Origin of the sequence: Kriegella aquimaris (assembly GCF_900103215.1) — a bacterium.
GTDB lineage: Bacteria > Bacteroidota > Bacteroidia > Flavobacteriales > Flavobacteriaceae > Kriegella > Kriegella aquimaris.
The window spans coordinates 331980-349619 of record NZ_FNGV01000002.1; the positions used below are offsets into that span (position 1 = coordinate 331980).

Consider the following 17640-nt stretch of genomic DNA (forward strand, 5'->3'; position numbering starts at 1 on the left):
CAGTTTTATGCACGCCTAGTATGTATTAAATTTGTTCTCGTAAGGGGTGGTTCCCTTACAACTTTAAGTATTGGTTTTTCATAATTTAAAGTTTGGTTGGTTATTTAGGAAAAGCCCTGACAATAGCGTCAGGGCTTTTTTTATACAATACTTTGGAACAAATTTTGTTTAAGTAGTTGTCAGATACCTCCTGCTTTCAAGTTCATTTAGTAATTTTGTTTTAAGGCTTCGATTATGAGAAGAATTTTTGTACTGTTTTTTTTGTCCATAGGGCTGTGTTCCAACGCCCAAAACAATGATTCTGCTTTTAAACCGGGCGAATGGCTGAAATTCCGATTGCATTACGGTTGGTTGAATGCCAGTTATGCCACACTTCAAGTAAATTCTAAGCATGTTGACGGTGTTCCCGTGTATCATGTGGTGGGCAGGGGCGAAACCACAGGCTTTGCAAGCGTTTTTTTTAAGGTAGATGATACCTACGAAAGTTATTTCGGAAAAGAAGATGGCAAACCCTATCGCTTTGTACGCAAAATCGACGAGGGGGGTTATAAGAAAGATTATGATATTGTTTTTGATCATCAGAACGACACAGCGGTGTTGAATGATAAAAAGAATAAAAAAAAGATTAATTTTACACTTCAAGACAGTATTCAAGACCTGATTTCCGCTTTTTATTACTTGAGAAACAATTATAACCCCGAAGATTTGGTCAAAGGGGAGGATATAAAGCTGAAAATGTTGTACGACGATGATGGAATTTTCAACTTCAAGCTCAAATACCTGGGCAACGAGGTACTAAGAACCAAATATGGCAAAGTAGAATGCTATAAATTTAGACCACTGGTGCAGTCGGGAAGGGTTTTTAAGGAAAAGGAAAGTCTCTCATTGTGGGTTTCTGCCGATAAGAATAGAATTCCTATCCGTATAAAGGCAGATTTGGCGGTTGGGGCGATAAAAGCAGATCTTGATGGCTATAACGGACTGAAACATCAGTTTAAAATAATCATGGACTAACCATTCGCATGAAGGACAAAGCGCGTATCGATTCCCAAATTTCCAAACTCGAAGAAAAATATAAAGACTCCGGCCAAGATTTAAGCTCGTATTTAGACGGCCTGCTCTATCAGCGTTATCTTACTTATTGGGATTATATTCATTTAGATACCTTGTTGAGCCTTCAGGTTCCCAGAACCTATTTTCCCGATGAGGAAATTTTTATCATGTACCACCAGATTACCGAGCTTTACTTTAAGCTGATATTGCACGAACAAAAGCAACTGGTAGATGATAAGTCGCAAAGAGTCGAATTTTTTATCGAAAAGGCGCGAAGAATAAATAGTTACTTTAAGGCACTCATTTCATCCTTTAGTATCATGATTAAGGGTATGGAGCGCGAACAATTTCTACAATATAGAATGGCCTTGTTGCCGGCTAGCGGATTTCAATCGGCCCAATACAGAATGATCGAGATCTATGCCACGCCTTTAGAGAATTTGGTGCACCATACCGAACGCAATATGTTTTCATCTGAAAACGCGGTAGAGGAGCTATATGAGCATGCGTATTGGAAAAAGGGTGCCACCGATCTTACCACAGGTGAGAAGACATTGACCCTAAAGCAATTTGAGTACAGATATACCCCGCGCCTTATACGTATTGCCAAGCAAGTAGAGAACAGTACTATTTATGATAAATACAGGCAATTACCGGAGAAAAAGCGACATAATAAAGAGCTCGTTGAAGCGTTAAAGACTTTAGATATGAATGCAAATGTAAACTGGCCATTGATGCATATGGGTTCTGCCCATAGGTATTTGGGTAAAGAGGCCGGGGAGATAGAAGCTACAGGAGGCACCAATTGGAAGGAATATCTTCCGCCAAGTTTTCAAAAAATTGTATTTTTTCCGGAGTTGTATACAAAACAAGAGTTAAATAATTGGGGAAAACAGTGGGTAGACCATATCTTTAACCCCGATAAAATAAGAGAATAGCAATGCGTAAAATTTGGTGTTTATTGTCCATTTTAGTAGTATCAGTATCTTGTTATGACAAAAAACCAAAGGACGAGGAAGTAAGGAATAATCTGGTCGAGGTCGAAACAATTGAAAAACCTGTGGTCGTAAAACAGTTTGGCTTTAATTTCGAAGATTTTAAGGTGAAACACGATACGGTTAGAAAAGGAGACAGTTTCGGTCAATTGATGTTGGAAAATAAGGTTGATTATCCTAAAATTGCTAAACTCTCTCAAGACTTCAAAGACACTTTCGATGTTCGAAAAATTCAATTGGGCAAACCCTATCTTATATTAAAGTCCAAAGATACTACCGAAACGGCGGAAGTTTTTATCTATCAAAATGATCCCATCAATTATACGGTAGTAGATTTCAGGGATAGTGTTGTGGCCTACAAAAAGAGTAAAGAAGTGAAATATGTGGAGCGTGAAGCTTCAGGTATAATTGAAACTTCATTGTCAGAGGCCATTTTGGACCAGGGTATTGATTATAATATTACCAATAAACTTTCCGAAGTATACGCATGGACCATTGACTTTTTTCGTTTGCAAAAAGGAGACAAGTTCAAGGTCATTTATAAAGAAAAGTACATTAATGATACTATTTATGCGGGTGCAGGGCCTATAGAATCAGCTTATTTTGAGCATAATGGTAGACCCATATATGCTTTTGCCTATGAAAATGATTCGCTCAAAAGTATGATCGATTATTTTGATGAAGAGGCGAACAATCTTAGAAGAACTTTTCTAAGGGCACCGGTTCAGTTCAGTAGAATCTCATCGCGCTACAACCTAAAGAGAAGAATACGGTATTATGGCAATAAAGTAAGGCCACACCGTGGAACAGATTACGCCGCTCCCGTCGGAACGCCCATTATGGCAACTGCCGATGGTACGGTAACCGAATCTACACGAAAAGGCGGTAATGGCAAATATGTAAAAATACGGCATAATGGCACCTATAGTACCCAGTATTTGCACATGCAGAAGCAAAAAGTACGTAGAGGTGATTTTGTGCGTCAGGGTGATATTATCGGATGGATCGGTATGACCGGGAACACCAGCGGACCCCATGTATGCTATCGTTTTTGGAGGAATGGGAGCCAAGTAGATCCGTTGCGCGAGGAGTTGCCTTTGGCAGAACCACTTGATGAAGCGTTACGCCCCGATTATTTTGCCTATATTAATCCAAAGAAAACACAATTGGATTGTATCGTTTATCCAGAAAAACTGGATGATGAAAGTGAAGAACTACTAACATTGAATCAATAAAATGTCACTGCAGAACACTGACCCTACTACTACTGAAGCTTGGAAAAAATTAGAACGACATTATAAAGAAACAAAAGACGTCCATCTAAAGGAGCTATTTGCCGCAGATGCAAAAAGAGCTACTAATTTTAGCGTACGATGGAATGATTTTTTGGTCGATTTTTCGAAAAATCGAATTTCAAAAGAAACCTTACAACTACTGTTACAACTAGCCGATGAGGTTAAGTTGAAAGAGGCTATCAAAGCTTATTTTGGAGGTGACCTTATCAACCAGACCGAAGGTCGTGCCGTACTTCATACGGCGCTTCGCGGCAAAAAAACCGATACGGTTTTAGTCGATGGTGAAAATGTGATGCCCGAGATATATGAGGTTAAAGAGAAGATAAAGAAGTTTACCGATGCCGTAATATCAGGAGACAAAAAGGGGTATACCGGCAAGCCCTTTACCACAATTGTCAATATTGGTATTGGAGGTTCAGATTTGGGACCTGCCATGGTGACCGAAGCCCTGAAATTTTATAAGAATCAGTTTAAGACCTATTTCGTAAGCAATGTTGATGGCGACCATGTTCATGAAATTTTAAGGGAACTCGATCCTGAGACTACGCTTTTCGTTGTGGTATCAAAGACATTTACTACGCAAGAAACCTTGAGTAATGCAACGACCATTAAAAAATGGTTCTTAAAACACGGAACACAACAAGATATAGCCAAACATTTTGCCGCTGTATCGACGAATACCGAGAAAATAGCGGAGTTTGGTATAGACGCAGAAAATGTATTCCCAATGTGGGATTGGGTCGGAGGCCGATTTTCGCTATGGAGCGCTGTTGGTCTTTCCATTGCCTTGGCGGTGGGGTTTGAAAATTTCGATGCCCTTTTGACTGGTGCCAATGAAATGGACGAGCATTTTAAATCGGAAGATTTAGACCAAAATATACCGGTAATACTGGCTTTATTAAGTGTGTGGTATAATAATTTTTACGGTGCGGAGACCGAAGCCATTATACCTTATGCCCAATACTTGAGTAGGTTCTCTGCATATTTGCAGCAGGGCATTATGGAAAGTAATGGTAAAAGTGTCGATAGAAATGGTAACCCCGTGACCTATCAAACGGGTACAATTATTTGGGGCGAGCCCGGTACGAATTCACAACACGCATTCTTTCAACTGATACATCAGGGCACAAAACTGATTCCAGTAGACTTTATTGGGTTCAAAAAATCACTTTATGGCGATGATGATCATCACAACAAATTGATGGCCAATTTCTTTGCTCAGACCGAAGCACTAATGAACGGGAAGACCGAAGAGCAGGTGCGTGAAGAGCTTGAGGGCAAATTGCTTTCCGAAGCCGAGCTAGCCAAATTGCTGCCATTTAAAGTATTTGCGGGCAACAAGCCTACCAATACCATGCTGATCGATAAACTTACGCCAAAGAGTTTGGGCAGTTTGATTGCACTTTATGAGCATAAAATATTCGTGCAAGGGGTAATCTGGAATATTTTCAGCTACGACCAATGGGGCGTTGAACTGGGTAAGCAGTTGGCAGGTGCAATTTTAGGAGACATTGAAAATTCCGAAATCTCTAGTCATGATGCCTCTACATTACAACTTCTTCAAGATTTTAAGAAGTGATTTAGCGTTTTCCTTTTTCTTCATAAAGTATGATAACTTCTTTTTTTTAGATGCTTTTCTTTAGGTGTAAAGTGTTAATTTTGAGACAGCTAATTTAACAAATTTAACATTTTCTTAATCTAAATGTGGTGTATTTGCGGCACATTTGCATCTCTTTAAGAAACCCTAAACTAAAAAATAATGAAGAAAATTTATTTCGTGCTGGTTGCGTTGTTTATTGCCTCTACCGCTATTTCACAAGGAACGATTACCGGTACGGTTACCGATGTCGAGCTGGGTGAGCCACTACCTGGGGCGAATGTGGTTGTTCAAGGGACTACGAATGGTACCACATCAGATTTTGACGGAAATTTTGTCATAGAGGTTTCCAAAAATACAGGAACCTTGTTGGTATCCTATATCGGATTTGTCACTAAGAAGGTGAACTATACCGCTGTCGGTGCTATTGGCACTATTTCGTTGTTACCCGATGCCGAAGAATTGGAAGGCGTGGTAGTAACAGGTATCATGGATATCGCCAAAGACCGTGAAACTCCAGTTGCCGTATCGACGATCAGGGCTACTGAGATTAGGGAAAAGTTGGGTTCACAGGAGTTTCCTGAACTCTTAAAATCTACACCATCTGTTTATGCTACCAAATCAGGCGGAGGTTTTGGCGATGGCCGAGTCAATGTTCGTGGATTTGAATCTCCGAATATCGCAATTATGGTCAACGGAATTCCCGTTAATGATATGGAAAACGGTGCTGTATATTGGAGTAACTGGGCAGGTCTTAGCGATGTTACCACAGGTATGCAGGTTCAAAGAGGGCTAGGGTCTTCCAAACTGGCTATTTCTTCGGTAGGTGGAACGATAAACATCATAACAAAGACCACTGAGCAGTCTCAAGGCGGTGCCGTTACTGTTGGCATGGGTAATGATGGATATCTTAAAACCAACGTAGCCTACAATACAGGTAAATCTGATGGTGGTTTTGCCGCCTCGGTCTTGTTGGGTAGAACAGCTGGTGACGGTTACATCGATGGTACTAAGTTTGAAGGGTATAATTATTTTATCGGACTGGGATACGAACCCAACGAAAAGCATAGCTTTCAATTTATACTCACAGGTGCACCACAGGTACATGATCAAAGAACGACCAGTTTCTTTAATGTTGCTACGGTCGAAGATTACTTAGAATATGGTGACAAGTACAACTACAACTATGGCTCTTTAAATGGTGAAGATTTTGGCTGGAGAAGTAATTTCTATCATAAGCCAGTGACTTCTTTGACTTGGGAATGGAAAATGAGCGAAAAGTCGACCTTGTCCACTTCAGCGTATGCTTCTTTTGGTAGAGGTGGCGGTACTGGTGATATTGGTTCAGGTCCAGGTTTCGGTTTTGCTAGCTCAAGCCGGTATAGAAATCCTGAAAACGGTCAGGTAGACTACGATTTGATATCAAGGTTCAATGGGGGAGAAGCTGTTACTTTTTATGATGGCAGGGATTATCAATTAAGCCCCAATGATGATGGTGAATTTTTGACAACGGATTTCGGCGATGGTTTGACACGAAGAGCTTCAATGAACTCACATAACTGGTTTGGCCTTATTGCAAATTTGCATACCGATATCAACGAAAAATTCAGTTATGATTTTGGTGTTGACCTAAGAAGCTACAAAGGAATTCACTACAGAAGAGTAGATAACTTATTGGGAGCCGATGGCTATTTAGACACCAATGACGTTAACGCTCCTGAGCATATTGTACGCCAAAATGCGACCGTAGCGTCTGATTTCTCATCGATTCTAAACGTATTTAAGGATATAGACAAAGAAGAGAAAATCGATTATTACAACGATGGGCTGGTAAGATGGTATGGCGCCTTTGGTCAAATGGAATACAAAACAGAAGTTGTTTCGGCCTTTGTTCAAGGAGGAATATCACAACAAGGTTTTAAGAGAATCGATTATTTCAACTATTTAGATTCGGATCCCGAGCAAGAATCCGATTGGGAAAATATTTTGGGAGGAAACATTAAAGGAGGATTGAACGTAAATATCAACGACGAAAACAACGTCTTTGTCAATGGTGGCTACTATTCGAAACAACCCAATTTCGACGCTATATTCCTGAACTTCGTTAATGATGTAAACCCGGATTATAGAAATGAAAAGATTTTTGGTTTAGAGGCAGGTTATGGACTTAACCTAGGCGATTTCAGGGCAAAGTTAAATGTATATAGAACTTCTTGGAAAGATAGGTTTATCAACGTTGAGGTCGAGACTACGACAGGAGATGAAGGGTTTGCCAATATTTCAGGCGTCGAGCAAGTACACAAAGGTGTTGAAATAGAGGCCGATTATAGAGCGTCTGAAATTGTACAGTTTAGAGGTATGATTTCCCTCGGCGATTGGGAGTATGCCGGTAATGTAAATGGGGTTGCCTTTGATGACAGTCAAAATGTTATCGATGATGATGTCAATCTATATTTAGATGGGGTGAAAGTCGGTAACGCCGCTCAGTTTACCTCAAATTTGGAAATGATCATCAGACCCGTCGAGAGATTGAAATTGAGTGCAAACTGGTTTACTGCGGCTAAATTGTATGCCGATATTTTGGCCGAAGATTTTGATCAACCGAACCACCAAGGTTCATTGCGATTGCCAACCTATAATTTATTCGATGCCGGAGCTTATTATACGTTTAAATTCGGAGGTCAAAATGCGATAGGCTTGGCCCTTAACGTAAACAATGTATTCAATACCGAGTATTTTGCAGAATCGTTGACCAACACTTTTCCTGGCAGTGGAGATACTACCTATGAAGGTATTGCTACCAGTAACAAAGCGTTTTTCGGTTTTGGAAGAACATGGAACCTAAGTCTACGGTACAGTTTCTAAGCATAGCTTTTATAAAAAATGAAAACCCTGCCAATACGCAGGGTTTTTTTGTGGGCAAAATTTGCTACATTTAACCGCTTAAAACCTGAGATATGTACGAAGTAATACTTACCCTCCATTCCTATTTGGCTTATATCGTATTGGCCATTCTTTTTTTGGCAGTGGGCAATGCCATTTCGGGCCTTGCCAGCAATAAAATGTTTACACCCGAAAAAGATTTTCGACTAAGTCTTTTTGCATTGATTTTGACTCATTTGATGCTGATTGTCGGGTTGATTCTGTTCTTTGTTTCCCCAAGCGGCCTTCAGGCCATACAGACGCTCGGTATGGGCGGTTTAAACGCACCGGCACGATTGTTGGCCGTCGAGCACCCTTTTATAAATATAATTGCCGTAACCCTAATAACTGTAGGTTGGTCACGTCATAAGAAGTTTATCGAGGGGAATAAGAAATTTAAGAGTATTGCCATTTTTTATGGTTTGGGGCTGATTTTGATTTTGAGCCGTATTCCATGGGGCCAGTGGTTCAATTGATTTTATTGTGCCCATTGAAGTGAAAAGGGCATCTAAATAACACTTCTTAATATTGTAAACGATAATTAAATACTAAAACACATTACGAATGAAAAAAATACTCCTATTAGTTACAATTCTTTTTTCAACCTTGACGTTCGCACAGAAAAAAAAGCTCTTTAATGGAGAAAATCTAGATGGATGGACGATCTATGGTACTGAAAAGTGGTATGTCGAAGACGGATTGTTGGTCTGTGAGAGTGGCCCGGATAAGGCCTATGGTTATTTCGGGACCAACGAACATTATAAAGATTTCGAACTCACCCTTGAATTCAAACAAGAAGCCAATGGTAATAGCGGAGTTTTTATTAGGTCTACCGTAGATGGTACAAAAGTAAGTGGCTGGCAAGTAGAAGTTGCCCCCCCAGGGCATAGTACGGGCGGGGTTTACGAATCTTATGGCCGTGGGTGGTTGATAAAACCAGATCCCGAAAAAGACAAAGCCCTAAAAATGGGTAAATGGAATAAAATGAAAATTCGGGTGAAGGGCGATCAATTAACTTCGTGGCTTAACGGAACCGAAATGGTTGACATAACCGATGAAAAAATAGGACAAGGCGAAGGCTCGGTCGCATTACAGATCCATGATGGTGGCGGTATTAAAGTAAAATGGCGCAATATCAAGATTAAAGAATTGTAGACTGAATAGCAAAGTGCTTTAAAGCATTACTCCCCATTGGTAAAATGATCAGTGGGGAGTTTTTCTTTTATTAAATAGAGATACACTGGAAAATGGTCACTGTACCCTCCAGTGTAATTTCCTCCTGAATAGGTTCGATAGGGGTAGCCCCTGTACTGCCCTTTTGTGGTCATCAGATAAGGTTTGGTAAAAACACCCGCTTTCCAATAGGAATAGCTGTTTTTTTCGGTATTGATAAGATGGCTGGTAAAGAAAATTTGGTCAAATAAATTCCATTTATCACGATAGGCCAAAGACCCTATTCCTTTTCTAAAAAGCTTTTCCATAGGGTTGAACAAATCCCCAGCTTCTAAATTTTTTTGCTTCCCTTTTGTTTTCAAAATCTTTTTTAGACTATCATCCACGGGGTCATCATTTAAATCTCCCATACTAATGATTTTTGCAATATCATTAATTCGTTGAACCGAGTCGATAATGTGCTTATTTAATTTGGCAGCTGCAATTCGATTGGGTTGGCTACGAGCTTCCCCTCCGCTTCGAGAGGGCCAATGATTGACTATAATATGTATTTCTTCATCATCGAGTAGCCCTCCTACGATCAGTTGGTCACGAGTATAATCCCGCTTATCGTTATTATTAATTAAAAGTAGTCTGTGGCTGGCAGATGTAGTTGGCAAGAAGGCCGCTTTTTTATACAATAGGGCTACATCTATTCCTCGTTCATCGGGAGAATCGAAATGAACGATGCCATAATCTTTATGTTCAAGCTTTGGGTGATGTATCAAATCTTCGAGTACTTGTCGGTTTTCGACTTCGCAAAGACCGACAATATCCGGAGAGGTTGCAGTGATGCTTGACCCGATTTCAGAAATAACTTTTGCAATGTGATCTACTTTATGCCAATATCTTTCTTCCGTCCATTGGTCTTTACCGGTTGGAGTTCTGTCATCATCGAACGTTAGCGAATCATTGGTTGTGTCGAACAAATTCTCCACATTATAAAATGCAATAGTTCGAATTTGGTATTGACGCGAGTCTTGAGCAACCGTTCCCAATTGAGAAAGAATAGCTAGTATTAATATAATTCTGAAAGTCTTCATTGATTTCAAACATCTAATTTAAGATATAAATAGCGTAAATTCTTACAATATATTGATATATTTATTGTAAGAACATTCATTAACTGTTGGTAATGAGAGTCCTAGTTTTATTTATTCTCTTGTTTTCGTCGATTCATTTGCTGTCGGCTCAAGAAGATTTTGTCATATCGGGAAGTGTTTTTGATAATCGTACAAAACACCCGATTGAGAATTCTTCAATTTCTATTGAGGGGTCTTCTTTTTCGGTTAAAACTAATAGTGCTGGTGCTTTTACGTTGAAGGTTGACTTGTCCGGTGAGGTGATTCTGAACCTCACTGGCATTGAATATGAGTTGAAACGAATTCCAGTGGTACTTGAAGGTTTTGGGGTGGATATTGGTACAATATACTTGGAAAAAGATTTAACAATGGAACAGGCAGATAACCTGATAACATTAACAGACGCTGAATTGCTTGACGATGAAGCCGACGCCAACTCGGCAGGACTCTTACGGGCTACACGTGATGTTTTTCTAAACCGCGCTGCATTTGATTTTGGACAGGCATTCTTTCGCGTACGCGGCTATGATTCACAAAATGGAGAAGTACTTATCAATGGCATATCCATGAATAAAATGTTCGATGGCCGGCCGCAGTGGAACAATTGGGGCGGACTTAACGATGTAACGAGAAACCAACAATACACAAACGGGTTGGCACCTTCCGATGTTACTTTTGGAGGCATCTTGGGCAATACAAATATTGACACAAGACCTTCAAAATTCCGAGCGGGGACTCGTTTGTCCTCATCAGCGTCAAATAGAACCTATGCTGGAAGATTAATGGCCACATATACTTCGGGCGCTCCTGACAAAGGCCTGTATTATTCTATTTCAGGCTCTAGAAGATGGGCCAAAGAGGGTTATATCGATGGGACTTTATACGATGCGTATTCTTTTTTTGGTGCTTTGGAGTATCAAATCAACAAAAAGAATAGCTTTAATTTTACGGGTATATTGGCCAGCAATCGCAGAGGGCGTTCGTCGGCTGTTACCGAAGAGGTTTTTGAGCTGTTGGGGAAGCGGTATAATCCGTATTGGGGGTTTCAAAATGATAAGATTAGAAATTCACGGGAGCGCAAAATAGCCGAACCCATTTTAATGTTTAATCATTTCTATGAATCTGAAACTTTCAGCTTGAACACGGGTGTCGCATACCAGTTTGGAATCAATACCAGAAGTCGGCTGGGGTATTATAATGCACCAAACCCTGATGCGACCTACTATCGTTATTTGCCTAGTTTTTCAATAAACAGTCCCATCGGTGCCAACTTTCCTAGTGCCAATCTTGCTGAGAAGGGTCTTTTGAAAAATTCGCAAATGGATTGGCAAAAACTATATGTCGCAAATAGCAGGGAAAAGGCTGCTTATGTCTATTACGACGACGTGGCCCAAGACCGTCAATTTATAGCAAATACTACCGCAAATTGGAATATTAATTCAAAACTGCAAACGGACTTTGGGTTGATGTATAAAAAGTTACAATCGCATAATTACGCCGAAATTCAAGATTTGTTGGGAGCACTTTTCCATGAAGATTCCGACCCGTTTTCGAATACGCTGAACGATGCCAAAGGACAAGTTCGTAAGAGTGAAGGAGGCATTTTCAATTATCGTTATGAAATAGATGCTATTCGATTTATAGCTTTCGCTCAATTTCGCTACGAAGAATTGAACTGGAATGCTTTTTTATCCGGAAATTATAACGCATCAGCTTTCCAACGGGAAGGGCTGTTTCAGAATGAGCGATTTCTTGATGATTCGTTTGGTAAAAGTGAAAAGGCACAATTTACAAATTATGGCACCAAGGGCGGCTTTACCTATAAGCTTACAGGAAGACACTGGGTTTCAATTCAAAGCGCTCAGCTAACACAAGCTCCTGTGCTTCAAAATGTGTTTATTAATCCGAGGGAAAATAACCAAATTGTTCCCGCTTTACAGAGTGAGACAGTGTCGACTGTTGATTTGAATTATTTTCTTCGGTTACCAAAATTGACCGGACGGCTCACGGGCTTCTATTCCCGTTTTCAAAATACGACTGATATTAATTTCTTCTTTGTGGATGCCGGTGTAGGATCTGATTTTGTTCAAGAGGTGCTTACCGACCTTGATAAATTACACATGGGTATTGAAGTTGGCTTGGGGTATCAATTATCATCGGCAGTCAAGCTTTCATTTGTTGGTGCCTTAGGAAAGTATCGCTATGCAAGTTATCCCAATGTTTCTATCAATTTCGATACCGCAGGATCGGAGGAAGATTTGATAAATCCTGACGGATTCATTGATTTGGGTGTGGCCAACATCAAAGATTACAATTTAGCACAAGGGCCACAGAAAGCATTTGCGTTTGGCGTAGAATATCGTGACCCAAAATATTGGTGGTTGTCCGTCACTGCCAATTATTTGGGAAATAATTATGCGGCCATTTCAACGATTACTAGAACGTCTAGTTTTTATTTAAACCCTGAAACAGGAGCGCCCTTTCCCGATGCCACAGCGGAAAATGTAAATAAATTACTAGAGCAAAAGCCATTGGACGATTTTTATTTATTAAATATAGTGGGTGGTAAATCATGGTTAAAGAAGGGTAAATATATCAGCATTTTTGTGAGTATCAATAATGTGTTTGATGCCGTTTTTAGAACAGGAGGTTATGAACAGAGTAGAAATGGCAATTTCGGACAATTGCAGCAAGATAATCTGAGTGGTACACCCTCATTTGCACCAAAGTATTGGTATGGTTACGGCAGAACCTATTTCTTAAATGTGGCATTCAGTTTTTAAAATATGGTATAAAGGGTTTTCAAATATTGTGCGAACGATTAAGACAATAACAGAACTGTTCATGAAGAACAATAATAAAATAATAGGCCTCTTGAGTTGTTGGCTAGTTCTTTCATGTGTCGATGACCGAAACTTCGATTCGCCTAAACGCCTTTGCGATACGTCGGTAATCACTAACAGCACTTATACGGAAATAAAGGGATTGTATATGAACGAAACGCTGCAAATTCAGGAAGACCTCGCCATTGAAGGTTATGTGGTGTCTTCCGATGAAGCGGGGAACTTTTTTAGTATACTACATTTTCAAGACAGGCCTATTGCACCAACCGAAGGCTTTCAGATTGAAATAGATGTTCGTGATGCACACCTGTTTTATCCCATCGGGAGTAAAATTATTATAAAACTTAAAGGATTATATCTAGGTAAAAGTAAAGATGTCTATAAAATTGGAGGGGTCTTCACTTCCTTTGGAAACATATCGGTTGGGAGATTACCAGCGGCAATAGTTGACAACCATATTTTTACCTCCTGTGATCAAGCAGTAGATATTGCGCCGACCCAAGTTTCGATTGATAGTTTAAATAAAAATCAAACCAATACCTTGGTGAGGTTCGAAAGGGTTGAATTTCTTGAACAAGAATTGGGGCAGACCTTTGCTTTAGATGGCAAAGAAACGGAGCGAACCCTTATAGACTGTTATGATAATGAAATTGTGTTATTGAACAGTGGTTTTGCAGATTTCAGTGCAGAAATTTTGCCCAACGGTAGTGGAGGTGTTACCGGGGTGCTGCTTAGGCAAAATGATGAATACCAATTAGCGGTACGCGATTTAAACGATTTTGATTTTTCGCAAGAACGGTGTGAAGACGTTGTCGATGAATTCACATCGACTGCTATTTTTATATCAGAGTTGGCCGACCCTGATAATAATTCGAGTGCGCGTTTTGTAGAACTCTATAATTCAAATTCAGAATCACTCAGTTTAAAAGGATGGACTTTGCGTCGCTATACGAATGCTAGCACTGAAATTAGTTCAACACTCGATTTATCTGATAATGTTATTGAAGCGGAAAGCACCTTTGTAATTTCTCCCAATGCTTCGGAGTTTGAAATAGTGTATGGGTTTGCCCCAAATTTAGGAATAGGAACGGGTAGTCCGGCCGACTCGAACGGGGATGATAACTTTGAACTTGTTGATCCTTTCGGAGTTGTCATCGATGTATTTGGGGTAATCGGAGAAGATGGGTCTGGCACCGATCACGAATTTGAAGATGGCAGGGCGCTTCGTAATATTGAAATTACGAAAGCGAATGCTATATACTCCTCCGACGAATGGGTAATTTACAATGATACAGGCGATTCGGGAACCATGAACCAGCCGCAGAACGCACCGAACGATTTTACGCCTGGCGTGCGAAATTGACGTGTGAAATAGGATGGCGTATACATTCTATTTTCTAAAAAATATCGAGCAACAATGCTGAAGTCACGGGTTTGGGTAAAAATTTTGTTGCAAGACTGTTGTTGTGTACCTTTTCTATATCAGCAACGTCAAGAGATGAAGACATGACATATATTCCATCTTTGCCAGCCTCGTTTCCAGAAATATTTTTGAGCTCTTCTAGAAAATGCCAACCACTCATTTCAGGCATGTTGATATCAAGAAAAATAATCGATGATGATTTTATGTTGTTCTTAGCGAGCTTTACAAAATGGTCGAGTGCAGTAATACCATCATTAAATATGATTAAATTATCACAGAAGGCGATTTGCTTTAGCGATTTTTTTATACAGAATATCGCTATTTCGTCATCATCGATAATATAAACGGTCTCTACTTTTTTCATAACTAGATTTGGGGGTTTATTTAGGTAGAAGCGGTTTGAAGGCTAGATAAAGTGCTTACCGCAAGCTATTAAGTATATCCTCTAAATCTTTGGAGGAAATGGGTTTTAAAATATAGTTATTTACCACTTCATAATTTTTAACACGCTCTAAATCTCTGGGGTCTACAGAAGAACTTATAATATATACGGTTACCGCTTTCCTATTCTTATTGGGAATTTTAACAAAGTCTTCTAGAAATTCCCATCCGTTCATTATGGGCATGTTCAAGTCTACAAAAATGATTTCTGGTAGTTCTTTATTTTGACCGACCATTTCAGTGAGTGCTTCAATAGCATCTTGGCCATTATTAAAAACCATGATTTTATTGCAGAAGCCCACTTCTTTCATGACCCTTTTTGTTCCATAGATAAAAATGGGATCATCATCAATGATGCAGGTGCTTTCAAATTTTTTCATTTTCGTTTGAGTGTTTATTTGTCAAAAAAGAGCGTAAATTTTGTTCCTACGTCAACCGTACTATTTACGGCTATGCTTCCATTCATGGCTTCAATTTGGTTTTTGGTTATAAAAAGGCCAATGCCCTTGGCATCTTTATTACGGTGAAATGTTTTGTACATTCCGAAGAGTTTTTTTCTATGCCTTTTCAAGTCGATGCCTAAGCCATTGTCAGAGAAGGTAACCATGACTTTCTTTTCGTCTGTCTCAGTGGCTTTAATCACCAGTTTCAGTGACCTATCTGGAGCGCTATATTTAATGCTATTGGTGAATAGATTGAGAAAAATACTATCTACATAGGCGGGTATGCCTTTAATCGTAGTATGTTTCGGGACATCTACAACGCACTTTGTTTTTTTATTTTGTAACAAGCCGCTCAGATTTTTTTCTACATTTAAAATGGTTTTATAAAGATTGACATCTTTTAATTTATTTAAGGCTCCGGATTTTACCTGAACTACTTCGTTTAAATGCAAGACGGTCTCGTTGAGGCTCTCAGAAGCTGCATCTAACATTGTGATTAAATTGCGCTGCTCATCTTCATCTTCTTCACTGCTCAAAAACCCGGTCAGCATTGATAAATTGCTTGAGTGTGACCTAAGATTGTGTGAAACGATATGGGCAAAGTTTAAGAGACTTGTATTCTGTTTTTCAGTCACCTCGAGCAATTGGGTCAACTTTTTCTCAGCCTCTATGCGAGAAGTGATATCCATGATTTGAGATAAAAAATGGGATAGCTCTCCGTTGATTTCCCTTACTCCTGTTACAGTGAGAATAACATAGACTAGGTGACCTTTTTTATGAAAATACCGCTTTTCGATTTGATAGCTGTCACGCTTGCCCGAAACTAATTCTTTCAATAAATTTAAGTCGCTCTGTAAATCTTCTGGGTGTGTTACATCTTGAAAAGTAAGCTTTAGAAGTTCATGTCTTTCATAGCCTATACTTTTACAGATACTCTCATTTACTTGGAGCCATTTACCATCTATACCAATCATGGCCATGCCAAGCGTTGAATTTTCAAAGGCTCCGAGAAATGATTCCCTGCTTCTTAATAATTGCAATTGGGCAGTTTTCAGTTCGGTTATGTCCCAATTGGCACCGACCATTTTTGTAGGGTTTCCATTGGCATCCTTAATAGTTTTCCCCATACCCATAAGGTAACGTATCGATCCATCAGGCCAGATGATTCTAAATTCCATTTTGAGGTCTTTTAAGCCTTTAACGGCTTCGTCGACCTGTATTTCGACTTGTGCCAAGTCATCAGGGTGCACGGTTAGGGCCCAAGAATCATAACTGGCCGAAAAATCTTTTTTTGAGACCCCGTGCAAATTGTACATATTATCATCCCATACAAGCATATTCTTAGTAAGATCTAAATCCCATATGCCAATTTGTGCAGCTTTGGTAGCAAGTTTTAGACGTTCGGCAACCGCTTGGTATTTAACTTTCGCTTTCTTCTGTTCATCAATATCCTGAAAAGTTCCGAAGACTCGAACACATTTACCATTGTGCATCTCGGTTTCCCCCTTTGCATGTACCCAGCGTTCCCTTCCTTTTGCGGTGATAATAATAAGTTCGGTGTCCCAAGGTGTTCCTTTTGATAGAGCCTCGCCCACAAGCTTAGTAATCTTATCCCGATGCTCACCGGCTTTATAAAAGGTGATTGCGTTTTCCAGGTCAGCCTCAAAATTCGAAGGGACTTCATGAATTTCTTTGGTTGTATCTGTCCAATAGATATCGTTGGTGACCAAATCAAGCTCCCAACCTCCTATTTTAGCTACATTTTGTGCCTTCAAAAAAATTTCTTCCCTGCGCTTTTGTGAAGTTATATCCTCTTGGGCAATGACGAGGCCACCCACCTTTCCATCGTCCATTTTCCATGGATTTATTTTCCATTTGAGCCACTGTACTTTTCCATCGTCTTGTAGGAACTTGGCACCTTCATTGCTGCTGGTCTTACCTTTAAGACATTGTTGAAGGGCTTTTTTAAGCGCTAAAGGCGTCTCAGGAAAAATGTCGTAGTATAATTTGCCGGTGATGTCCTTATCGGAAATTTGGAATTCCTTCAACCAATGTTTAGAATAACTGATAAAACACAGTTCTTCATCTAAAATGGCAATTGAGGTTGGTGCATCCTCAATGAAGGAATGAACGGACAAAGTTTGCAAGATGGTGAGCGTTTAGTTAGTCTAAAAATACGATTATTATATCTAACGTGGGAAATAACCTAAAAATTGTCAGACAATTGATTCCCTTTTAGAAAATAGTGGATTAGATGGACGAATTTTATTTGATATGATGATAAAAGGCATGAATGAATGCTATTTGTGCATTGTAAACAACCTAAAATGAGAG

Annotated in this window: 13 protein-coding genes; 9 read left to right on the forward strand and 4 right to left on the reverse strand. The window is 39.6% G+C overall.

Features of this window, described 5'->3' with window-relative positions; genetic code table 11:
• The first annotated feature begins 234 nt into the window (after positions 1–234).
• From BLS33_RS06465 to BLS33_RS06495, 7 genes are all read left to right on the forward strand, one after another.
• The gene (locus tag BLS33_RS06465) at positions 235–1014 is read left to right on the forward strand and encodes a DUF3108 domain-containing protein (RefSeq protein WP_089886663.1); all 780 of its coding nucleotides are present in this window, start codon (positions 235–237) and stop codon (positions 1012–1014) included.
• Between the two features lie 8 nt (positions 1015–1022).
• Complete coding sequence (locus BLS33_RS06470) at positions 1023–1991, forward strand: tryptophan 2,3-dioxygenase family protein (protein ID WP_089886664.1); 969 nt, start codon at positions 1023–1025, stop codon at positions 1989–1991.
• 2 nt (positions 1992–1993) lie between these two features.
• Entirely contained in the window at positions 1994–3283 is a 1290-nt protein-coding gene (locus BLS33_RS06475) for a peptidoglycan DD-metalloendopeptidase family protein (RefSeq protein ID WP_089886665.1), read from the forward strand.
• 1 nt (position 3284) lies between these two features.
• A complete protein-coding gene (gene pgi, locus BLS33_RS06480; RefSeq protein ID WP_089886666.1) occupies positions 3285–4922 on the forward strand; it encodes a glucose-6-phosphate isomerase in 1638 nt (545 codons plus the stop codon).
• A gap of 180 nt (positions 4923–5102) precedes the next feature.
• Entirely contained in the window at positions 5103–7805 is a 2703-nt protein-coding gene (locus BLS33_RS06485; protein WP_089886667.1) for a TonB-dependent receptor, read from the forward strand.
• A 92-nt stretch (positions 7806–7897) separates the two neighbouring features.
• A complete protein-coding gene (locus BLS33_RS06490) occupies positions 7898–8338 on the forward strand; it encodes a hypothetical protein (RefSeq protein WP_089886668.1) in 441 nt (146 codons plus the stop codon).
• An 88-nt stretch (positions 8339–8426) separates the two neighbouring features.
• Entirely contained in the window at positions 8427–9017 is a 591-nt protein-coding gene (locus tag BLS33_RS06495) for a 3-keto-disaccharide hydrolase (RefSeq protein WP_089886669.1), read from the forward strand.
• Between the two features lie 26 nt (positions 9018–9043).
• Here BLS33_RS06495 and BLS33_RS06500 read toward each other — a convergent pair whose 3' ends face one another.
• The gene (locus tag BLS33_RS06500) at positions 9044–10126 is read right to left on the reverse strand and encodes an endonuclease/exonuclease/phosphatase family protein (RefSeq protein WP_089886670.1); all 1083 of its coding nucleotides are present in this window, start codon (positions 10124–10126) and stop codon (positions 9044–9046) included.
• Positions 10127–10209: 83 nt separating this feature from the next.
• On the opposite strand from BLS33_RS06500, the gene BLS33_RS06505 reads away from it, so the two are divergent.
• Together BLS33_RS06505 and BLS33_RS06510 are read left to right on the forward strand one after the other, a co-directional pair.
• Complete coding sequence (locus tag BLS33_RS06505) at positions 10210–12939, forward strand: carboxypeptidase-like regulatory domain-containing protein (RefSeq protein WP_089886671.1); 2730 nt, start codon at positions 10210–10212, stop codon at positions 12937–12939.
• Positions 12940–13000: 61 nt separating this feature from the next.
• The gene (locus BLS33_RS06510; RefSeq protein ID WP_089887112.1) at positions 13001–14362 is read left to right on the forward strand and encodes a DUF5689 domain-containing protein; all 1362 of its coding nucleotides are present in this window, start codon (positions 13001–13003) and stop codon (positions 14360–14362) included.
• A gap of 34 nt (positions 14363–14396) precedes the next feature.
• Here BLS33_RS06510 and BLS33_RS06515 read toward each other — a convergent pair whose 3' ends face one another.
• The 3 genes from BLS33_RS06515 to BLS33_RS06525 are packed head-to-tail and all read right to left on the reverse strand — an operon-like array spanning position 14397 to position 17453.
• Positions 14397–14786 (reverse strand): response regulator, encoded by a 390-nt coding sequence (locus BLS33_RS06515; RefSeq protein WP_089886672.1) that lies wholly within the window; start codon positions 14784–14786, stop codon positions 14397–14399.
• A 55-nt stretch (positions 14787–14841) separates the two neighbouring features.
• Complete coding sequence (locus tag BLS33_RS06520; RefSeq protein ID WP_089886673.1) at positions 14842–15243, reverse strand: response regulator; 402 nt, start codon at positions 15241–15243, stop codon at positions 14842–14844.
• 14 nt (positions 15244–15257) lie between these two features.
• Positions 15258–17453 carry a PAS domain S-box protein gene (locus tag BLS33_RS06525; protein ID WP_089886674.1) on the reverse strand — a complete coding sequence of 732 codons (2196 nt, stop codon included), beginning with the start codon at positions 17451–17453 and terminating at the stop codon, positions 15258–15260.
• Between the last annotated feature and the right edge of the window lie 187 nt (positions 17454–17640).